We start from the raw sequence: 18,958 nt of genomic DNA, 5'->3' as shown, positions 1-18,958 counted from the left end.
TGGTCGCCCATGGACGAGGTCAAAGTCGTCGTCGCCCATTCCGAGCGCGCGACTCTGCGCGTCGGCGACGTATTCCTGAAGGTCGACGCCGATCAGGCGCGCATCGACGTCGAGGTCGAGGCCATGTCCCTCGCGCCGGTCCCGACCCCGGAGGTCTTGTGGCGCAAGCCGCCCGTGCTCGCGATCGCCGCACTCCCGGGGACGACGCTTGGGCGCCTCGGCGGGCCTTCGACCGGGGCGCCGGCGGCGTGGGCCGCGGCGGGCGCCGCCATCCGGAAGCTGCACGACGCGCCGCTGCCGTCCCGGCCGGGTCGGGCTGGCCGGAGCATCGTCGAGCTGGCGGCGGAACTCGACGACGAGTGCGAGTTGCTCGTGACGAACGGCGTCCTGCCCGCCGATCTGGTCACCCGCAACCGCCAGGTCGCCGAAGCCGCGCTCCGGCCGTGGACGCCGGCGTTCACGCACGGCGACCTGCAGATCGCGCACGTCTTCGTCGACGGCGACGAGGTCACGGGCATCATCGACTGGTCCGAGGCGGGCCAGGGTGATGCCCTGTACGACCTCGCCACCTTCACGCTCGGACACGAGGAGCACCTCGACGACGTCATCGCCGGCTATGGCATCGACATCGACCTCGACGTGATCCACGGGTGGTGGTCGTTGCGAAGCCTGCTGGTGGTTCGCTGGCTGATCGAGCACGGCTTCGACCCTTTCGCGCCGGGCTGTGAGGTCGACGTGCTGAGATCCCGGATGTGAGGCTGCGCGAGCCCGACTGCTACGTCTGACGCATCGAGCAGGCCATCCCCTGGGGCGCATCGGCTGCCCTTACTCTCAACAAAGTGCGGTGCTCAGTCGTAGCCAGCAGATGACGGCGCAGCCGAGGGTGACGAACGCAAGCAGCGTAGGTGCTTGGGGCGGCGCAGTGGCTGGCCGCGCTTGCCGCGGATCGACAGGCCGTAGAGGGTCAGTACCTGGTGCGCGATCAAGGCGACCAGCCGTAGTGCACAAGCGGAAGGACTCGTCCCAGTAGGACGGATGATCTTTCACTGAGTACTGTGAACCATCGGATGACGGACAGCCGTTCGGAATTCGCGCTCCTGACTCCGCGCTTGACCGCTGACGCCTGCCATACACGAAGACGCCTCTGCGGCAGGGATGATGCGTCACGCGATGACGACTCGTTACCTCGGCCGCGAGGTGGTTCGCAGCGCCGGAACAGGCGACGGGCGTGCCACCGAACGCCCGCAGAGGCTAGAAAGTGAGCAAATAGATGCACCCGACGTTCGTACTGGTTCACGGAGCTTTCGCGAACTCCTTCTCCTTCGCACCACTCCAAGCCGAACTCGGCCTCCTTGGACACCGCTCCGTCGCCGTCGACCTTCCAGGGCACGGGTTCGCCGCGACGTACCCGCGCGCGTACCAAGCACCACAGGACATCGAAGGGCTCGCCACCGCGCCCGGGGCCATCAGGGGCGTCACGCTCGCCGACAACGCCGCGCACCTCATCGGAATACTGGAGCGGGCCAAGCGGAACGGGCCCGTCATCCTCGTCTCCCACAGCCGCGGCGGCATGACGGCCACCGTCGCAGCCAACCAGCGGCCCGACCTGATCGACCGCATCGTCTACGTCTCCGCCTGGTGCCCCGTCGACCTCGACGTGAGCGCCTACTACGCCGAGCCCGAAATGGCCACGGTCGACGCCACAGGGATCGCATCGGCGATGGTCGGGAACCCTGCCGAGCTCGGGCTGCTGCGCTCCAACTTCCGCACCGCCGACCCCGGCGCCCTCGCGGCCTTCAAGGCGGCCTTCCTCGCCGACGGGACGGACGAGGAGTTCATGGTCTTCCTCAACACCTTCCAGCCCGACGAGAACCTCGACGTCGGCACACCCGACGACCGGGCACAGGCCGACACCTGGGGGCGGATCCCCAAGACGTACATCCGGCTGACCGAGGACACCAGCGTGCCGCTCGCCATGCAGGACCGGATGATCCGCGAAGGCAACGCGCTGACGCCGGAGAACCCCTACGACGTCCGTACACTCACCAGCAGCCACCTGAAGTGGCTGGTCGATCCGGCACCGGCAGCCCGAGTTCTGGGCGAACTCGCCGCGCTCTCGCTCTCACCTGCCAGAACATGATCGGAGCCAGGTGAGGAGAACAGCGGCGGTGACGGTGCCGAGACTTGCTCCCCCGCCCCCACCGCCGACGTGTGTGCGCCGACGGCAACGCCCGCCTTCCCCGGAGTGATCTAGCACGGGGGTCAGGACCAGGGCGGGCGCAGTGCCAAGGGCGGCACCCCTGGATGGGGTGCCGCCCTTGGGTGTTCAGATTGCGCGGGGCTCAGGAGTGATGGCGCTCCCCGAGACTCAGGAGTTGCTGAACGCGTCCCGCAGCCGCATCTCGTTGAAGCCGTTGCCGTCGTAGTCGTCCGAGTACGTCAGCGCGAGCCGGCCGGTCGAGGCCAGGGTCACGGCCGGGCCGCCCTGGCCGCCGCCGGTCACCACGTTCATCCGGTAGGCGGGGAGCCTGCCGGTCGTCGTGCCGTCCGCGTTGAAGCCGCGGGCCCACACGTCGTCCTTGCCCGCGTAGAGGGTCCCGCCGATGTTCACGTCGAAGGACTCCTTCCACGCGACCACGAAGCTGCCGTCGTCGGCGACCGCGACATCGGCGGTGTCCTGGTCGGAGATCGGCCGCTCGCTGTCGACGTACGGGCCGCTGCTGGTGGCGTCCTCGGTGGTCCGCTGCTCGGCCGCCGCGGCGCTGCCGGTCGCGGAGAAGACGCGGTCGTAGATGCGCTGCGGCCGCACCAGCGTGCCGGTGCCGGTGGTGTACTCGTCCGTCCACGCCACGACGAACCGGCCGTCGCCCGTCGACGCCACCGCGGGAACGGTCTGCTGCCCGTCGGTGAGGGAGTTGGCCACCTTGCGGGCCACGGCGAAGCCGCCCGAGGTGTTCAACTTCGCGAGACCGATGTTGATGCCGCCGTTGCCGTCCGCATCCTCTTCCCAGACGATCGTGGTGTTCCCGGCGTCGTCGATCGCCGCGTCGGGGCGGCGGTTCGACCCGGCTGCACCCGAGTTGATCGTGCTGACCTGGACGTCCTGGTAGCGCAGCGTACCGGTCCCGGACCAGCTGCTGGCGTAGATCTGGTTGAGCGTGGAGCCGTCGGCCGTGCTCTCCCAGGCGACGGTGTAGGAGCCGTCGCCGGCCACCGCGACCGTCGGCCGCAGCTGGTCCCCGCTACCGGAGGCGTGCGGGCGCGGCAGGGCGGTCACCGTGCCGTCCGGGGCCACCTTGACCACGGCGATGTCGGCGAACTTGTTGCCGTCGTCGTCCTTGGCCCACGCGACGATCGCGTTGCCCTGGTCGTCCACGCCGACGTCGGGCTTCTGGTGCGACCAGGTCGCGTTGCCGGCGGTGCCGCTGTTGCTCAGCAGCTTCTCGTTCCACAGCGCGACGCCGTCCTTGTACATGCGGATGTACACGTCGGTGCCCAGCTCGGTGTCCGAGGAGTCGTGTCGGTCGCCCTGCTCGTACACCACCGCGGTGTAGACGGACGAGGTGCCGCCGGAGGCGATGGCGCTGTAGTGCTGGTCGCCGCCGGCCTGCACGTTGACCCGCGAGTAGTGCTGGGACGTCGAGCCGTACTTCGAGGCGTCGATGTCGACGGCGCCCGAGTGCACCTTGTCGAAGTTGGCGACGTAGGCCTGGTAGACCGTCGGGTCGTCGATACGCAGCAGCGTCTCGTCGTTCGTCTTCAGCGAGCCCGAGGTCCAGTTGTGGGACCCCGTGTACACATGCTGGACCTTGGTGCCGTCGGCCTTCGTCCACTCCGTCAGCAGGTACTTGGAGTGGGTGGTGCCGTGGTTGCACGAGGCGGTCGCCGAGGACTTGTAGCGGCACCCGCCGGGGCGATTGCCGTAGGCCGCGATGTCCAGGGCGGTCAGGTCGTTGACGCCGTTGTTGCCGCCGCCGTTGCTGAGATCACGGACGTTCGCGTCGACGCTGCACCCCTGGGACCGCTTCGCCTGGAGGGCGTCGTAGACGGCCGGGCGGGTGCTCCGCTGGTCGAGCTCGGCCGCCGAGATCCTGATCTTTCCGCCGTTCGAGCAGTCGACCTTGTCGATGAACGAGGCGAGGATGTCGGCGTTGCCGTAGTGGGTGGCGTCCGAGGCGGTGTCACGGGGGAAGAAGAACGCCTCGACGGGAGAGTTCGGGTCGCCCGTGGTGTAGTTGTACGTCGTGTGCAGGCTGTCGCCGGCATGCTTGATCTGGTCGTTGAAGTGCGCGCGGTACCGGGAGGCGAGGGTCGCGTTGTTGGACACGACGACCGCGTTGTTGATCTCGCCGTCCTGGCCGCCCGCGAGGTTCTGCGAGCTCTGCCAGACGACGTTCGTGCGTCCGTCGGTGAGCGCGTCGAACACGATGTACTTGTCGTGGTCGATCGCGTTCGTGTCGCCCGAGCCGTTGCCCAGGCAGCCGCGGGAGCACCAGGTGAGGGTGGAGTTGCCCGTCAGCGTCAGACTGTCCAGGTTGCTGCTGGCCCGGTTCGCCGACTCCGAGATGATGCGCAGCGTGACGCCGCGGCTCTGGGCGGCGGCGAGCCTCGCCTGCAGATCCGAGCTGCTGAACCAGTACATGCCCATGTACAGCGTCGAGTTGGGCGCCGCGAGATCGATCAGGTCGCCGACCGAGGTGTTGATCGACGAGTCGTACGTCGTGGGCGTGGGGTAGTTGAACACCGCGGTGTAGTTTCCGGAGACGACGGTCTCCGCCTGAGCGGTGGCCGGAGCGACCAGTGCCGCACCGAGCGCGAGAGGGGCAACGAGTGCCGCCAAACGCCGTATCTGTCTGCCCATCTGTTTCCTTTAGTTCAAAACAAGTTAGGTAAGATCCATCTTATGGTGCACTTACTTATGTTCTTGACCAACGGTCGACGCCGGGTTCATGGAAGCCGCCCCGACTCCCGTCCCCGAGTGCTGGAGTGGCCCTGCGCCAGCTTCGGCGGCATCCGGTATCCGGGGGGGGTGTTCGATCCCGCCGCGCCGCAAAGCGCCTAGTTCGCGTGCCGACCGACCCAGCACCGGGAGGTCACCCGCACGATGCCGGGCCCGGACGGGGCCGGTCGCCGCGCAGTCTGCCGGCCGAGATCACGGCGTGCTGCCGCTTTCCACGCAAGGGCAGCCCGTACTGCCGCAAGAGGCGCCCAGCCTTTCGTACGGCGCAGGTCAACGGGGCGCGGGGCATGGATGAGTGGCTGCCCGTCGAGGGCTGGTGACCGCCGTCGTCAAGGAGTGCCACGCCGACGCGCCGGTGGGTCGACGAGCTCGGTTGCCTCGGTGAGCTGAGTTCCAGGAGATCGCCACCAACCCCGACATCAGGTCCGGGCAGAACGGCACGATCGAACTGGCAAGGAAGGCCCTTTTGATGGCGCCCATCACCACCACCCACGCGGTGGACACCAGCCAGCGCCGCATCGAACTGCCATCACCGGCAGAGCCCGTAACAAGCTAGTACTCCACCCCGCGCCGTCCGCGAACGACGCGCCGCCCGGCTTCTAGCTACTGTTCCTGCTCGACGAGCGGGGCGTTACTCACCGTCGCCAAGTGGATGGAGTTGCCGCCCGGTTCCTGACTTCCCGGCATGGTGAGCCCCTCAAATCGCCACGGTATGTGATGAAATACGGGCATTCAATCACCCTACGTGGTCGCTCCCGTGCTGCCCCGCGCCGCGCACAGTGTCCCGTGTTTTCACGAGGAGTCCCATGTCCCGCAGAGGGATCCCCCGCAGAGGTAGGTGGACGATCATGGCCTGTGCCGCACTCGTCGTCCTGTCCGCCACCGCGCCCGAAGCGCTCGGCCCCCACCTGGTCGGCTGGCGTCCGATGAGCATCCGGCCGCTCCAGGGCACCGATTCGGTGCCGGAAGCGAGCTGGCAGCGCGGACAGTTCGGGCCGTGCGGCCACCAGGGCCGGGCCCGGCCCGCTGTTTATGAACAGCGGCCGCACTTGCGCCTCGCTTTCGACGTTCTCGAGTACTACGAGCACGCGCCGTGTGCTGAGCAGGCCCCGCAGCCTGCCGTGGGCATCCTCCGGGTCTTCCACGGCCGGAGCGCCGCCGAGGAAGCGCAGGATCCGGCGGACGAGGATGTACGAGCGGACGAGCATGTCCGAGGTGAAGGGAAGCGTGCCGGGAAGCGCGGAGGTGAGGTGCGCGTCGACGAAGCCCCATCCAACCAGGAACCGGCATCGCACCTCGTGAGTGACCCGCAGCACCGGCAAGCCCTTCCGGCCCCGGGCGGTCGGACGACGGCGGGCCTGCCGGAGTCGGGCTCCGGCCGCGCGAGACGGGCCGTTGGAACGGCGGTCGGCGCACCTCGCCCGACGAGCCGGTGGCGGGGCGCCGACGGCGGCTCGGCCACTGCGCATAGATCCGGGGAACCTGCCGGGGACCCGGCGCGGGCCAGCGGCGGTAGCCGCCCGGCCTCACGGGACAACAGCCCGAGCGCCTCGGCGAGGAGCCGCAGCGACAGTTCGCGGATGCGGGCGCCGGTCTACAGGGTGCCGATGGCTCCCCCGCTCAGTCCCGGCCGCTCGGCGGGCTACCCCTGGGTGAGCCAGAGCCCCTCGTGGGTCCAGGCCAACGCCACGTCCACGTCCACGGCGTGGAGCGGACCGGTCGCACCCCGCTGAATCTCCCTCGGACGCACGGTCATACGGCGCCGGATCGTTCCGGCGTCGGCCGACGCAGGGCGGCGACGAACTGTAGCGGGAGCCCCCGGTAAGCCGAGCGCACCCCTAGTCCACCGGTGTGCCCTCGGCGTACCGGTCGTACCGAGACAACAGCTGCACAGCGATGGGTACGTCGCCAGCTACTGCCACAGCCCCGGAAAGCGCCGTACGGACAGGTGGGTCGTCTCGATGCCCATGGGAACGCCGCCGTCCAGCCCTAGCCGCTCGATGCGCAGGACCTGCTCATCCGCATCGATGCGGAGCAGGCCCGCCCGCTTCGCGTCCGCCTGGATCTCGCCGCACCGACGGTTCCGTCCAAATCCGCAGCCTTGCAAGGCTGAACTCCTTGCCGTGCTTGGGCGGACGGCCGCCCTTGGGCTGGTAGACGCGGGGCGGGGCCGGCAGCCGCGAGGCAGGGTCCGAACGCAGGCGCCCGCCAGCTCCACAGGCAGGTCCCGCAGCAGCCAGGCCAAACGCATCACGTCGTGACCGGCGTTCCAACCTATGTCCTACGGGGCCGGCGGCTGACGATGGGGCCTCCCCCATGGCAATCGCCCTACAGCGGATGCCGTCGAGACCGGGCTGCGGGACTGGTGGATCACCGCGAGCGCCCCGATCGACTCCGGTCTCTTTCTGGCCTTCGCCCACCGCACTCCATCAGCGAACTGCCTCTGCCCCAGGCTCTCGGATACTGCGCGCCCAGGCCAGAGGCTGCTCCTAGGCGAGACCGGGCCCGGGCCGACGGTCAGGAGGGTTTTCGCGGTTCGCTGCGAGATTCTCTTCGATCCGACCGAGTAGAAACGGGAGAAGTCCCCGTTCCAGCAGGGCCAGCTCCCACGCCTCACGCGCCCGCGTCACGCCGGAAGCGGCATTTTCTGGCACGTCAGCAAGATCATCCGACCCATTGCGAACCGCCACCGCGACCAGGTAGCCCAGATCCCCGACCGCCCCTCCCACGGCCACGGCCGCAGCAATCAGACCCGCCGTGATCAGTCCGTGGCCGATGTAGGGGCGCCCTCCAAGGGTCAGCAGTGTAAATCCGATGATCAAGCAGGTGATTGCGGCAGCGGCGGCCAGAGTCGGTATGAGCACTGCCAACAGCGGCAGCAGGCCGCCTCCAGCGCTCAACGCACCGGGCTTCGACACGTCGTTCGCGCTACGGTCTCCCGTCTTGGCGGCCACGCCCGCCCGCGCCTCGACGTAGCTCCGATATTCGACAGCCGCAGCCGCGGCGATGTCGTCCCGCGCCTGGAGCGCTCGCGTACGCAACTGTCCGCAGTCGAGTGTCCCGCCAGGGCGACGCAGCGTGTCAGTGACCTGCTGGGATTGCAACCCCTGCTCGAGAACCCGCTCGAACGTCGCATAGACCTCTGCCTCAGGCAGTTCCGACGCCCGCATCTGTTTCCCGAACATGGAAGCCTCACTCACTTGCACGGCGTACGAACCAGCCGCACGAGTGCCGTCAGGTGTGGCGAGTGTAATGCCCTGGTTGCACAACCTGTAAAGGCAGAGGGACAGAAGGAGGCATGGGCTTGCGGCCTGTGGCCTCCATGGCGGCGCTCATGAGAGCCCGGCCGAGCACACCGGCTCGGCCGGAGGGGTTCTCATAGTGGTCGACGAGATCGCTCGGCCGCAATCTGGTGCGAAACGACTCAAACTGGCTCGAGTTGCGGTTCCGGTTGCCGCGTTGGTGCGTCCGCCGGTTCCCATACCTTGGTGGTCCGTACGTAGCCGTAGACCACTGAGGTCATCATCAGGATGAGAAGTGGCCCGAACACCCACGGATGTCTGGCCATTTCCATCGGCATACAGCGGTACGACACCAAGAGCGCGGCGAAGACCGCAGCGCCGTAGATGACCAGCTGGATTCCTGACCGGTCCCAGCCACGGTCGAGCGAGCGCAGCGCTGCCTCGATCGTGAGCGCGAACACGACGCCGGCGACGAGATCCACGCCGTAGTGGTAGCCGAATCCCAGCGTTGCGCTGAGCGTGGCAATCAGCCAGAACGTGCCCGCGAACCGCAGAATCCGTGGGGCCCTGCGGGTATGAATGAAGATCGCGGTAACCCACGCTGTGTGCAGGCTGGGCATGCAGTTGCGGGGAGTGATCTCGTCGTATGACACCGGGTGCGGGGCGTTGATCGGCGGCGGCGCGTCCGGCCAGAGATTGGCCACCGCCCAGTGCACGCCGCCGGTGCCGGAGGCGCCCGGGCCGTAGGCGAAGACCGGCCCGACCACCGGGAAGATCATGTAAATGGTCGGGCCGAGGAGGCCGATGACCAGGAAGGTGCGCACCAGATGATGGCGCGGGAAGCGGCGCTCGACCGCCACGTTGCGCAGCTGGTACAGCGCCACGACGACCGCGGCCACCGCAAGCTGGGCGTAGACCAGGTGGAGAAGATGGGTGCCGATCGGGCTGGTGGCCCTGACCATCCGGCCCACCAGCCACGACGGGTTGCCCAGCGCGTGATCGGCGGTTGCCACGTACTGGTCGAGCACCGCCGGGCGGGTTTTCGAGGTGACGAGCAGCCAGGTATCGCCCGCCTTGCGGCCCGCCAGCAGCAGCAGACCCAGCCCGACGCCCTTCAGCAGCAGGACCCGTTCGGCGCCGGTGCGGCGCGTGACGGCGATGACCCCACAGCCCAACATCACCCACAACGCGCCGTTGCCGAAGAAATGCCCGTCGGTCATCTTGGCGTCGACCGCCCACCGCACCAACACGAAGACGACGTCGATGCCGATCGCGACACCAGCCGCGATGAAACGCTGCCGCCAGGTGAGCACCACCATCATCAACGCCAAACCGCCGTACAGCGGCCCCGGTTTCGGGGCGAATATCAGCCCATTCACCAGGTTGGTAATCGGCCCCGGTTGGCCATAGCGGCGTGCGGTCATCTCCAGTGCGCTGAGGAATCCAAGAGCCGCCACACCCGCTACGGCCCACAGTATGGTTCGCCGTTGACGCCACGCGGCCAACGCAACTCTGCCGTTTATTCGCAAAAACACCCGCGACTCTCTAGACATCAATCGTTTGGCCGATTCGATATGGGTTAAATAGGTGGAAAGTGATGACGGTGATCGTCACCAGTTCGAACATGCTATCGGAGTGGTGGGGGGCTTCCGCCGGCCAAGCGTGGCTCACCGTTGTCCGCGAGGACTCGGAAGCGTCTGCCAACTGCTCCTCCATGCCCGGCTACCAGAGCTGTCCGTCGGCGTCACGGACCCTTCCCTCCGCGCGGGCGATCAGCGCGGCGGGCCTGGACGGAGCCGATGACGGCGGTGCCGTCGCGCACAAGCAGGCGGTTGCGGTCGTGCTCGGCGGCTGTGGCCGGGATGGTGTCCGCGTCCGCCGCGGCGTCCACGGAAGTGATCAGTGCGGCGGGCGCCTGGAGGTCGCCGACCGGGTTCTGCGGCTCGGCCAGGGAGCTGATGATCAGCTCGGAATCCTCCTTGCTGATCAGGCCGAGCCGCTCGTACTCGGCCACCAGATGAGTGAGCTGCTCACTGTTGTCGACGGCCGCCAGCTCGTCGCGCGGCGCGAGCAGCATGGCGGAGCGCTCGGGATGGGCGATGGCCCACGACTCTGGCGCCATGTCCCCGACCACCATGTGCAGAACCAAGCGCTGGAACTGAAGCAGCTGGTGATGGTCCCCGGCGGGCACTTCGCCCCGTATACCACCGAGTTCGCCGGGGCCTCGGCAGCGGCCACCACCCACTTCCGTAGCCACGGGCACCAAGCGGCGAGTAGTTCGCCGTGATCACCCTGAGCATCGCAGTGTGTCGCAGGAAGGCTTCGTCATACCGCTCGGCCATGGCGACGGTCACGAACGTCTTCCGAACCCGTTGCCTAGCCTCGCTGTTTCGGTTGCTTTGAGCGTGACGGAACGCTGCCGTTGCGTTCCATGCGTGGAAGGGAATCGATGATGAAATTCCTCTACGACGACGAGTCCTTCTCCTTCGAGGCACTGCGTGCCGCGGGCTACGCCGCCTATGGCGGCGCCGACCTCGGCGAGGTCCTGGTCACCTGCCGGCAGATCCCAGAGGGAGACGAGGAGGCATGGTCGGCCCAGTGGGCCGCGACGGCGGCGCGCATCGAGCGCATCGGCCGGGATGCGCTGGCCGCCGGTCATCGAGTCAGCGCCCGGGAGGCGCTGCTGCGCGCGTCCAACTACTACCGGACCGCCGACTTCTACCGCCGCGAGGATCCCGCCGCCGACGCCGAGTCGGCGCGGCTCGCCAGGGCCTCCCAGCAGACGTTCGCCGACGCGGCCGCCCTGCTCGACACTCCGGCCCGCGCCCTGCGCATCCCGTACGAGGACACGGCCCTTCCTGGCTACTTGTTCCTCGCCGACGATTCGGGCACCCCCCGCCCGACCGTGCTCTTCCACGGCGGGTACGACTCCACCCTCGAGGAGGACTACTTTGCGCTGGCCGCAGGTGCGCTGCGGCGCGGCTACAACGTCATCGCGTTCGACGGCCCCCGCCAGGGCAGTACCGTCCGCGATCAGGGTCTGCACTTCCGGCCGGACTGGGAGGCCGCGGTCACCCCGGTCGTCGACTTCGCGCTCACCGTGCCCGGGGTGGACGCCGAGCGACTCGTGCTGATCGGCATGAGCCTCGGCGGTTATCTCGCCGCGAGGGCGGCCGCCTTCGAGCACCGCCTCGCCGCGTGCGTGCTGTACGACGGCGTCTACGACTTCCACGCGGTCATCGCCGCAACCGCCGGCCGTGCCGCTTCGATGCCCGGCGGCATGGAGGCGTTGATGGCGCAGAACACCATGGTGCGATGGGTGGTGCGCAACGGCCGGTGGACCTTTGGTGTCTCCGGCATCGACGAGCTGGTCAAGGCAACCGAGGCGTACACCATGGCGGGTATCGCCGACCGCATCACCTGCCCGACACTCGTACTCGAAGCCGAGAACGACCAGTTCTTCAAGGGGCAGCCGCAGCGTCTGTTCGGCGAGTTGACCTGCCAGAAGGAGCTGATCTCCTTCCGTGAGGACGAAGGCGCGGGCGAGCACTGCCACGAGGGTGCGATGTTGCTGTTCCACCAGCGCACCTTCGACTGGCTCGACACCCTGCTCGCCGGCTGACCTCGCAGGCCAGCTTGCAGGTCGTGCCGAGGGCACGGGGACGATCTCTCTCGGCGTCGCCCCTTCTAGGCCCTGGCAGCACGCCCTGCCACATCGCAGGATCGGATAAGCCGTCAGGACGCCGCTGACGTCTGGCTGCTGGCCAATGACGCCGTAGCCGTTTCGCCTGAGGTCACGGGTAGGGATTCCGGGGCCGTGTCACGGGGCTGGCTCGCCTCGCGTCGCCTCCTGTCGGCAGCTACGACGGTAGGTCGGCAGATGGATGTGGTCGGCCTCGCATGGTGAGGAAACCCACCGCACGATGTGCGCCCTGCCCGGCGCAGACCCGACGTCGGCAGTGGTCGGTGATCTGTCAGTGATCTGCGGGTCATCTGTCGGTGATCTGTCGGTGGCTGCCGGGAGATTGGAACTCGTTGGCGTCGGCCACCAACGGCAGCGGCCATCAACATCGCATCGTCCCGACCTACTGGAACGGCGCTCCAGGCATGACTTGCCGGGTGTCCGCCCAGCGGTCCACGATCAGGAAGGAAGCCCCATGACCACTCACGTGACGATCATCGGCGCCGGGCTCGGCGGCCTCACGCTCGCCCGTGTCCTGCACGTCCACGGAATACCGGCCACGGTTTACGAGGCGGAGCCCTCCCCCGGTGCGCGTTCGCAGGGCGGGATGCTCGACATCCACGACTACAACGGGCAACTCGCCCTGGAAGCAGCCGACTTGATGGAGGAGTTCAGGAGCCTCATCCTGGAGGGCCGTCAGGCGATGCGAGTCCTCGACACGGACGGGACCGTCCTGTTCGACAAAGCCGATGACGGCACGGGCGGACGCCCTGAGGTGCAACGCGGCGAGCTGCGACAGATCCTGCTCGACTCACTCCCGGCCGGTGCCGTCCAGTGGGGGCACAAGGCCAGCGGCACCCGTACTCTCGGCGACGGCCGCCACGAGGTGACGTTCGCCGACGGCAGCACAGTCGTCACCAGCCTGCTGGTCGGCGCGGACGGCGCGTGGTCACGGGTACGGCCGCTGCTCTCCGATGCCGTACCCGAGTACGTCGGCAAGTCGGTCGTCGAGACCTACCTGTTCGACGCCGACACCCGGCACCCTGCCACCGCGAAAGCGGTCGGCGGCGGGTCGATGATCGCGCCCACGCCGGGCAGGGAGATCTTCGCGCACCGGGAAAGGGGCGACACCCTGCACGCCTATGTGGGGCTGTCCGAGCCGCAGGACTGGTTCGCCGCCATCGATTTCACCGATGCCACCACGGCCACCGCGCGGATCGCGGCGGAGTTCGGCGGCTGGGCGCCGGAGCTCACGGCGCTGATCACCGACAGCGACACCACACCGGTCCTGCGCCCTCTCTACGCCCTGCCGACCGGGCACAGGTGGGATCGGGTGCCGGGGGTGACGCTGCTCGGAGATGCCGCCCACCTCGCGGCCCCGAACGGCGAAGGCGCCAACCTCGCCATGCTCGACGGCGCCGAACTCGGCAAGTCCCTCGCGGCGCACCCCGACGACATCGAGGCCGCGCTCACCGAGTACGAGCAGGCCATGTTCCCCCGCAGCACCGAGGCTGCATTTGAAGGTGCCGAGATCCACGGGACCGACTCCGACAACAACACCGCCCAGGCCCTGATCACCGCGTTCACCCAACACGATCAGTCGCGATAAGGCATTCGTCTGAGGCGTTCGCCGTCGTGCGGGCCTCGGGGCAGCAACGAACCGGCCACGACGAGGTGCGGTCTCGGTTCGCCTCGCGTCCGATGCCGGAAGAACCGAGAGCCGAGGCGCCGCCGTCGACCACACACGGTCACCAGCAGGCCGAGCGGTGGCCGCAGCCGGCGCTGGACTTCATAGGCGGGTTCCCGAACGCAGATCGTGACCGCTCGCGGCCGGTGCGCGGCGGTGATCCCCAGGCTCATGGGAGCGGTTGTCCCGAGATCAGCGCGGTCAGGCTGGCGGTGAGCCAGCGCTGGTAGCCGTCGAGATCCCAGCCGATCATCTTCCGGGCCAAGAGGTACGTCTCCGCGTGAACGAGCAGCGCGACGGTGTCGGTGAGCCAGTCCAGGTCGGTTCCGGGGGCAAGGAGGCCGTCGTCGGCGGCCCCGGCCAGGAACTGCCGGATGTTCTGCCGGGTGTTCTCGCGGCCGGCCTGCGCGGCGGCGGCGAGCTCGGGTTCGACGGCGGCGGCCTCCAGGGCGACAGAGAGGATGTCGCCGGCGCGGTCCATCATCTGTCGGACGCCTGCGGCCAGCGCGGTGATGCGCTCGACGAGGGTGGGTGCGGTGCCGGCCGTGGTGAACCACTCCCTGCCCGTGTCCCCTGTGAAGGCGTCGTCGACGGCCCGCTTGAGCAGTGTCGCCTTGTTCCCGAAGCGGGAGTAGACCGTGCGGTGTCCGACCAGGGCGTGGTCGGCGATCGCGGCCAGGGAGGTCGCGGTGTAGCCGTCGCGGAGGAAGAGTTCACCGGCAGCGCGGAGGATCTTGGCCTCGGTCTCGGCGATGCGCGCCGCTCGCAGGTCGGGCTTGACGGGTTCGGACATACGGTGCAGTATAACTGCATCGATGCAGTGCTACTGCATAGGGAGGTTCCCATGTCGGACACCCCACACTTGGCCGGGATCCACCACGTCAAGCTCCCGGTCACCGATCTGACCCGCTCGCGCGACTGGTACCGCAGCCGACTGGGGTACGAGGTCGACTTCGAGTTCACCGAACAGGGCGCCACGGTGGGCTACGTCCTGCGCCACCCGGCCGGAGGCCCGATGCTGGGCCTGCGCCTGGCTCCCGGGGCCGCGAAGGCCATGCCCGATTTCGGCTTCTTCGCTGTGGGCGTCCCCGACAAGGCCGCCCTCGAACAGCTCGCCGCGCACCTGACCGCGCTCGGCGAGCACCACGCCGGAATCCACCGCGCCACCTACGGATGGGTCCTGCCACACCTGCGCGACCCGGACGGGCACGAGGTCCCCTTCTACACCCTCCAGCACCACGCCGACCCGAGCTCCGAGTAAGCAGCACGGCCCGATGTCCCACAACGCCAGGGAGGTCCTCACGCAGGTACTGCGCCCGCTGACGGCCGCGACCGAAGGGCGCCTTCGGCCGCGGCCGAAGGGCGCTACAGGCCCATACCGACCGACGGTTTCAGATGCCGAGAGGAAGGCCGAGGGGGGAGCCCACAAGACTGCTGACGGGTTGTTCGAGACCGTCGGTGATGTCTTCGGCACCCTGTGCCTGGGCGGCTACGGCAGGGACGATGGCGCCGAGGGACAGCAATACGCTCAATGCTGCAGCGGTCACGATGCGGCGGACAGACATCACGGTGATTCCCTCTCGATGAGGAGAGACGCTGGACGTGTTGACGGGCAAGAGATTTCCCACCCGCCAGGCCCGTGCACGCTTTACGTCACTCGCTTGAGGGACGGCCGTCCCCGCCCACAGACGCTTGTCATAGGCATTGAGATGCCCCCGGGTGCGTATTTTCCGCCCAGCCGACTCACCGTACGTGACCGAAGACCTTCTTCAGCTGCCCTGCTCTTGGCCTGTTGCCCGCGGCCCGCGAACGGGCACGGGCACGCGCACGGGGACACGCCCACGGCACCGCCCCGTGGCCCGGTGGCCGGAGTACCGCCGTTGGTCCGGCCCGGCGTCCTACGACATACTTCCCGCGCCCGGCTGGACCGCGCCGACGCTCAGGAGGCCGACCGTCCCGGCGCAGGCCGTCGTTTTGTAGGCGACATACATCGGGGTCGTCTGGCCCGGCGGGTAGACCTGCAGGTACTGCGCGGCTGTCGGGTGGCACTGAGTCGTGGAGTAGTTGCCGGCGTCTGTGATCCGCAGCAGCACGTTGCCGGTGGCCCCCGGTGCCAGCGTCACCAGGGCGCGGGGGGCGGTGGTGTTCCGTGTGGCGGCCGGTCCGATCTGCTGGACGGGGCTGCCGCCGGCGAGCGACACCCCGGGGTAGCCGTACAGGGTGCAGGTGGTCTGGGAGATGTTGGTGAAGTCGATCGCCTGGTAGACGCTGCCGGCGGCACCCTGGCTGACACCCGGTCTGGCGTTCAGATAACGGGTCGGGCAGGCAGCGATCTGTCTGTGCGTTGTTCCGGCCGGCTGCGCCTGGGTGCCAGTGCCCGTACTACCGGCCCGAGCCGTGTTGGCAGCGGCTGGCGTTGTCGCAGCTGGCGTTGTCGCGGCCGACGTTGTCGCCGCTGGCGCCGTCGTGGCCGACGCGCCAGATGCCGTGGCCGCAGTCGTGCCACCAGTCGGGGAGGCGGCCGAGCCCGCGCTGCAGCCGGTGGTGAGCACCGCGACGCAGGTGAGCGCGGTGGCCGGGAATACTCGCCGGAGCGTGAGTGAAGATGACATCGCGGTTGCCTTTCTACTGCCCAGAGCGGCTCATAGGCCGTGTGACACTCATGACGCCTCAGGTGCCACGCCGGTTGTACCGGACGCGTCCCAGCGGTTTCACTGTTTTGTCACGCCGCTGGGCGGCCATGATGCCGAGCGGCGTCCCGCCCCGCGAGACACCGCCATGTGACGGGCATCCGTCGACCGTCCCGCGCCTGACCGTCGCACGGACAACGCGGGCTTATCCGGCGCGAATCACCTCGCGGGCCGGTCATCTTCGCATCGCTGACGCACCGGCCGAGAGTTGGCCGAACTCGTGGAATCGGCCACCTGCGGCGAGGGCGACGGCCAGGGCGCCTTGGGCGATACCCGTGCCGTCATCCCACGACTGGAGGAGATGGCCATCTACCCCAATCCCTTCGACAGCGTGAAGGAGAGCACCCCGGCCTGAGCCTCCGTGGCCCTGGGTCGGTAAGGGCAATCAGCCTCAACAACCACGACGTGGCTCTGCCCGCGCGACCCCCGACATCGACTGGGTCATCCGTGAGGAGAGGAGTAGCTGCCGCTCTTCGACCGCTACGGCGTCGACCTGATCGTCTGCGGCCACGAGCACCGCTACGAGCGCTCTCACCCCCTCCGTGGCCGGCAGCCAACGACACCCGGACCCAGATCCCGGCCGCCACCGACACGCACACCGTCGACTCCACCAGGGGCACCGTGCACATAGTGATCGGCGGCGGTGCCGCCTCGGCCCCTCCAACCAGCTCCTCTTCACCACCCCGCAGTGCCGGGTGATCGCCGAAGTGGGCCCGGCCGACCCGGCGACCGGCAAACGCCCACCTGTCTACGGCATCGAGGACGCCCCCTGGTCGGCGGTGCGCGACGCCGAGCGCTCCTACGGCTTCGCCGCGTTCTAGGTCGACCTCGGCCGTCCCGGGTGGCACGACCTCGACCCACGTCGCCTACTACACCGTCAGCGGGACCCTACTGCGAGAGCAGTGCGATGGTCCCGGCGCCGTGTACGCGGTCACGCCCGGGTCCATGCAGCAGCCACCCGTTTCTCAACGCAGGGCGACATCGACGCGACGCGCGGGCGTTGAACATCACGGCTTGGTCAAGCCCTTCCCGCGCGTTGGCCGCATGTTCACGGCCCTTGCCTGATGCGCCTGGACGTCACGGGCGAACGATGATGACGGCCCACCTTTCTCCGGGCCGGCCGTCACTCCGGAGCGCTTGTGCCGCTCAAGAAAGGGCCATCATGGCTGAGTTGACACGCCGTAGACTGCTGGGTGCCGCAGGTGCGCTGGGAGGCACCGCGGCTCTCGCCTTCCTCCCGCCGAGCGTCCAGAAGGCCGTCACCTCCGGGCCGCCCAGGCAGGGGTCGCTGAGCGACATCGAGCACGTGGTCATGCTGATGCAGGAGAACCGCTCGTTCGACCACTACTTCGGCACCCTGTCGGGTGTCCGGGGCTTCAACGACCCGAACGCCCTCGAACTCGACAACGGGCGCTCTGTCTTCTACCAGCCCGACGCCAAGAACCCCAAGGGCTATCTCCTCCCCTTCCACCTCGACACCCACAAGTCGAGCGCCCAGGCCATCCCGTCCACCAGCCACGCCTGGTCCGTCCAGCACCAGGCCTGGAACGACGGCAAGATGGACCGGTGGCTGCCCGCCCACCGGCGGGCCGACGGTGTCAACGGCCCCTACGTGATGGGCTACTACACACGCGAGGACATCCCGTTCCATTTCGCGCTCGCCGAGACCTTCACCATCTGCGACAACTACCACTGCTCCGTGTTCGGCCCCACCTGGCCCAACCGCCTGATGTGGATGACCGGCACGATCGACCCGGTCGGCACCCACGGCGGCCCGGTCATCAGCAACGTCGCACCCACGCCGTACCGCTGGACGACGTATGCCGAACGGCTTCAGGCTTCCGGCATCAGCTGGAAGGTCTACCAGCAGGACGACGACTACGGCTGCAACATGCTGGAGCAGTTCGCCACCTTCAGGAACGCGCGCCCCGGTTCCGAGCTGTACGAGCGGGGAGTGCGCCCGCAGCCCGCGGGCACCTTCGAGCACGACGCCCGCAACGACCGCCTCCCGGCGGTGAGCTGGATCATCCCGACGAGCTACCAGTCGGAGCACCCCGACTACCTCCCGGCGGCCGGCGCCGACTTCGTCGCCTCGAAGATCGAGGCGATCGCGTCCAACCCCAAGGTGTGGAGCAAGACCGCCTTCATCCTGAACTACGACGAGAACGACGGCCTGTTCGACCATGTCGCCCCGCCCACACCGCCGGCGGGCACGGCGAACGAGTACGTTCAGGGGCTGCCGATCGGTGGCGGCTTCCGCGTACCGGCCATCATCATCTCCCCCTGGACCGTCGGCGGTTGGGTCGCCTCGGAGGCCTTCGACCACACCTCGGCCCTGCAGTTCCTGGAACGGTTCACAGGGGTGCAGGAACCGAACATCAGCCACTGGCGGCGCACCACCTTCGGCGACCTCACAACCGCCTTCCGCTTCCGTGACGCCCGCCCTCGCCCGCCCCGGCTCCCCGACGACACCGCGCAGCAACTGCAAAAGGCGAGGCAAGAGGTCGCGGAACTGCCGAAGCCGAGGCTCCCAGGTACGCACCAGACATTCCCACACCAGGAAAGCGGCCGCCGCCCACACGTGTGACACCGCTGACACCCCACAGGGCCCGCGCCATAGGCCTTGTGGACGCTACCCCAACGGGGGCCGCCGCCATGCCACTGGACGACAGCCCGGGGACGGATCAACCGCGCCGC

General features: G+C 68.5%; 15 protein-coding genes and 1 pseudogene. 8 read left to right on the top strand and 8 right to left on the bottom strand.

What is annotated here, in order from left to right; translation table 11 throughout:
- Window positions 1–9: 9 nt before the first annotated feature.
- Together ACWC0C_RS34585 and ACWC0C_RS34580 are read left to right on the top strand one after the other, a co-directional pair.
- Window positions 10–756: a phosphotransferase family protein gene (locus ACWC0C_RS34585; protein WP_450868112.1), complete on the top strand. Its 747-nt coding sequence runs from the start codon at window positions 10–12 to the stop codon at window positions 754–756.
- A 514-nt stretch (window positions 757–1,270) separates the two neighbouring features.
- On the top strand, window positions 1,271–2,140 hold the full coding sequence (locus ACWC0C_RS34580) for an alpha/beta fold hydrolase (protein WP_450868111.1): 870 nt from the start codon (window positions 1,271–1,273) through the stop codon (window positions 2,138–2,140).
- A gap of 228 nt (window positions 2,141–2,368) precedes the next feature.
- Here the strand turns inward: ACWC0C_RS34580 and ACWC0C_RS34575 are convergent, their stop codons facing one another.
- From ACWC0C_RS34575 to ACWC0C_RS34555, 5 genes and pseudogenes are all read right to left on the bottom strand, one after another.
- A complete protein-coding gene (locus tag ACWC0C_RS34575; protein ID WP_449199898.1) occupies window positions 2,369–4,861 on the bottom strand; it encodes a phospholipase D-like domain-containing protein in 2,493 nt (830 codons plus the stop codon).
- A 2,011-nt stretch (window positions 4,862–6,872) separates the two neighbouring features.
- Window positions 6,873–7,067, bottom strand: a complete 195-nt coding sequence (locus ACWC0C_RS34570) for a UTRA domain-containing protein (protein WP_450868110.1) — start codon at window positions 7,065–7,067, stop codon at window positions 6,873–6,875.
- Window positions 7,068–7,449: 382 nt separating this feature from the next.
- Window positions 7,450–8,160 carry a hypothetical protein gene (locus ACWC0C_RS34565; protein WP_450868108.1) on the bottom strand — a complete coding sequence of 237 codons (711 nt, stop codon included), beginning with the start codon at window positions 8,158–8,160 and terminating at the stop codon, window positions 7,450–7,452.
- A 224-nt stretch (window positions 8,161–8,384) separates the two neighbouring features.
- Window positions 8,385–9,626 carry a phosphatase PAP2 family protein gene (locus ACWC0C_RS34560; protein WP_450868106.1) on the bottom strand — a complete coding sequence of 414 codons (1,242 nt, stop codon included), beginning with the start codon at window positions 9,624–9,626 and terminating at the stop codon, window positions 8,385–8,387.
- Window positions 9,627–9,954: 328 nt separating this feature from the next.
- A pseudogene (locus ACWC0C_RS34555) lies at window positions 9,955–10,345 on the bottom strand (hypothetical protein); the annotation flags it as partial.
- 306 nt (window positions 10,346–10,651) lie between these two features.
- Here ACWC0C_RS34555 and ACWC0C_RS34550 point away from each other — a divergent pair.
- Both ACWC0C_RS34550 and ACWC0C_RS34545 read left to right on the top strand, forming a co-directional pair.
- On the top strand, window positions 10,652–11,824 hold the full coding sequence (locus tag ACWC0C_RS34550) for an alpha/beta hydrolase family protein (RefSeq protein WP_450868105.1): 1,173 nt from the start codon (window positions 10,652–10,654) through the stop codon (window positions 11,822–11,824).
- Between the two features lie 535 nt (window positions 11,825–12,359).
- Window positions 12,360–13,493 carry an FAD-dependent oxidoreductase gene (locus ACWC0C_RS34545; RefSeq protein ID WP_450868103.1) on the top strand — a complete coding sequence of 378 codons (1,134 nt, stop codon included), beginning with the start codon at window positions 12,360–12,362 and terminating at the stop codon, window positions 13,491–13,493.
- Window positions 13,494–13,740: 247 nt separating this feature from the next.
- Here the strand turns inward: ACWC0C_RS34545 and ACWC0C_RS34540 are convergent, their stop codons facing one another.
- Window positions 13,741–14,364 (bottom strand): TetR/AcrR family transcriptional regulator, encoded by a 624-nt coding sequence (locus tag ACWC0C_RS34540; protein WP_450868101.1) that lies wholly within the window; start codon window positions 14,362–14,364, stop codon window positions 13,741–13,743.
- A gap of 51 nt (window positions 14,365–14,415) precedes the next feature.
- On the opposite strand from ACWC0C_RS34540, the gene ACWC0C_RS34535 reads away from it, so the two are divergent.
- On the top strand, window positions 14,416–14,832 hold the full coding sequence (locus ACWC0C_RS34535) for a VOC family protein (RefSeq protein WP_450868100.1): 417 nt from the start codon (window positions 14,416–14,418) through the stop codon (window positions 14,830–14,832).
- 130 nt (window positions 14,833–14,962) lie between these two features.
- Here the strand turns inward: ACWC0C_RS34535 and ACWC0C_RS34530 are convergent, their stop codons facing one another.
- Both ACWC0C_RS34530 and ACWC0C_RS34525 read right to left on the bottom strand, forming a co-directional pair.
- Complete coding sequence (locus ACWC0C_RS34530; protein WP_450868099.1) at window positions 14,963–15,187, bottom strand: hypothetical protein; 225 nt, start codon at window positions 15,185–15,187, stop codon at window positions 14,963–14,965.
- Between the two features lie 282 nt (window positions 15,188–15,469).
- Window positions 15,470–16,183, bottom strand: coding sequence for a DUF4232 domain-containing protein (locus tag ACWC0C_RS34525; protein ID WP_450868097.1), 714 nt, complete (start codon window positions 16,181–16,183; stop codon window positions 15,470–15,472).
- 298 nt (window positions 16,184–16,481) lie between these two features.
- Here ACWC0C_RS34525 and ACWC0C_RS34520 point away from each other — a divergent pair, with 298 nt between their 5' ends.
- The 3 genes from ACWC0C_RS34520 (at window position 16,482) to ACWC0C_RS34510 (ending at window position 18,848) form a co-directional block, all read left to right on the top strand.
- Entirely contained in the window at window positions 16,482–16,616 is a 135-nt protein-coding gene (locus tag ACWC0C_RS34520; protein ID WP_450868095.1) for a hypothetical protein, read from the top strand.
- Between the two features lie 340 nt (window positions 16,617–16,956).
- Window positions 16,957–17,082: a hypothetical protein gene (locus tag ACWC0C_RS34515; RefSeq protein WP_450868094.1), complete on the top strand. Its 126-nt coding sequence runs from the start codon at window positions 16,957–16,959 to the stop codon at window positions 17,080–17,082.
- 341 nt (window positions 17,083–17,423) lie between these two features.
- Complete coding sequence (locus ACWC0C_RS34510; RefSeq protein ID WP_450868092.1) at window positions 17,424–18,848, top strand: alkaline phosphatase family protein; 1,425 nt, start codon at window positions 17,424–17,426, stop codon at window positions 18,846–18,848.
- The last annotated feature ends 110 nt before the right edge of the window (window positions 18,849–18,958 follow it).

The organism is Streptomyces sp. NPDC001709 (assembly GCF_053596375.1).
Note: the sequence above shows the minus strand (reverse complement) of the source record. Positions and strands in the feature narration are given on the sequence as shown.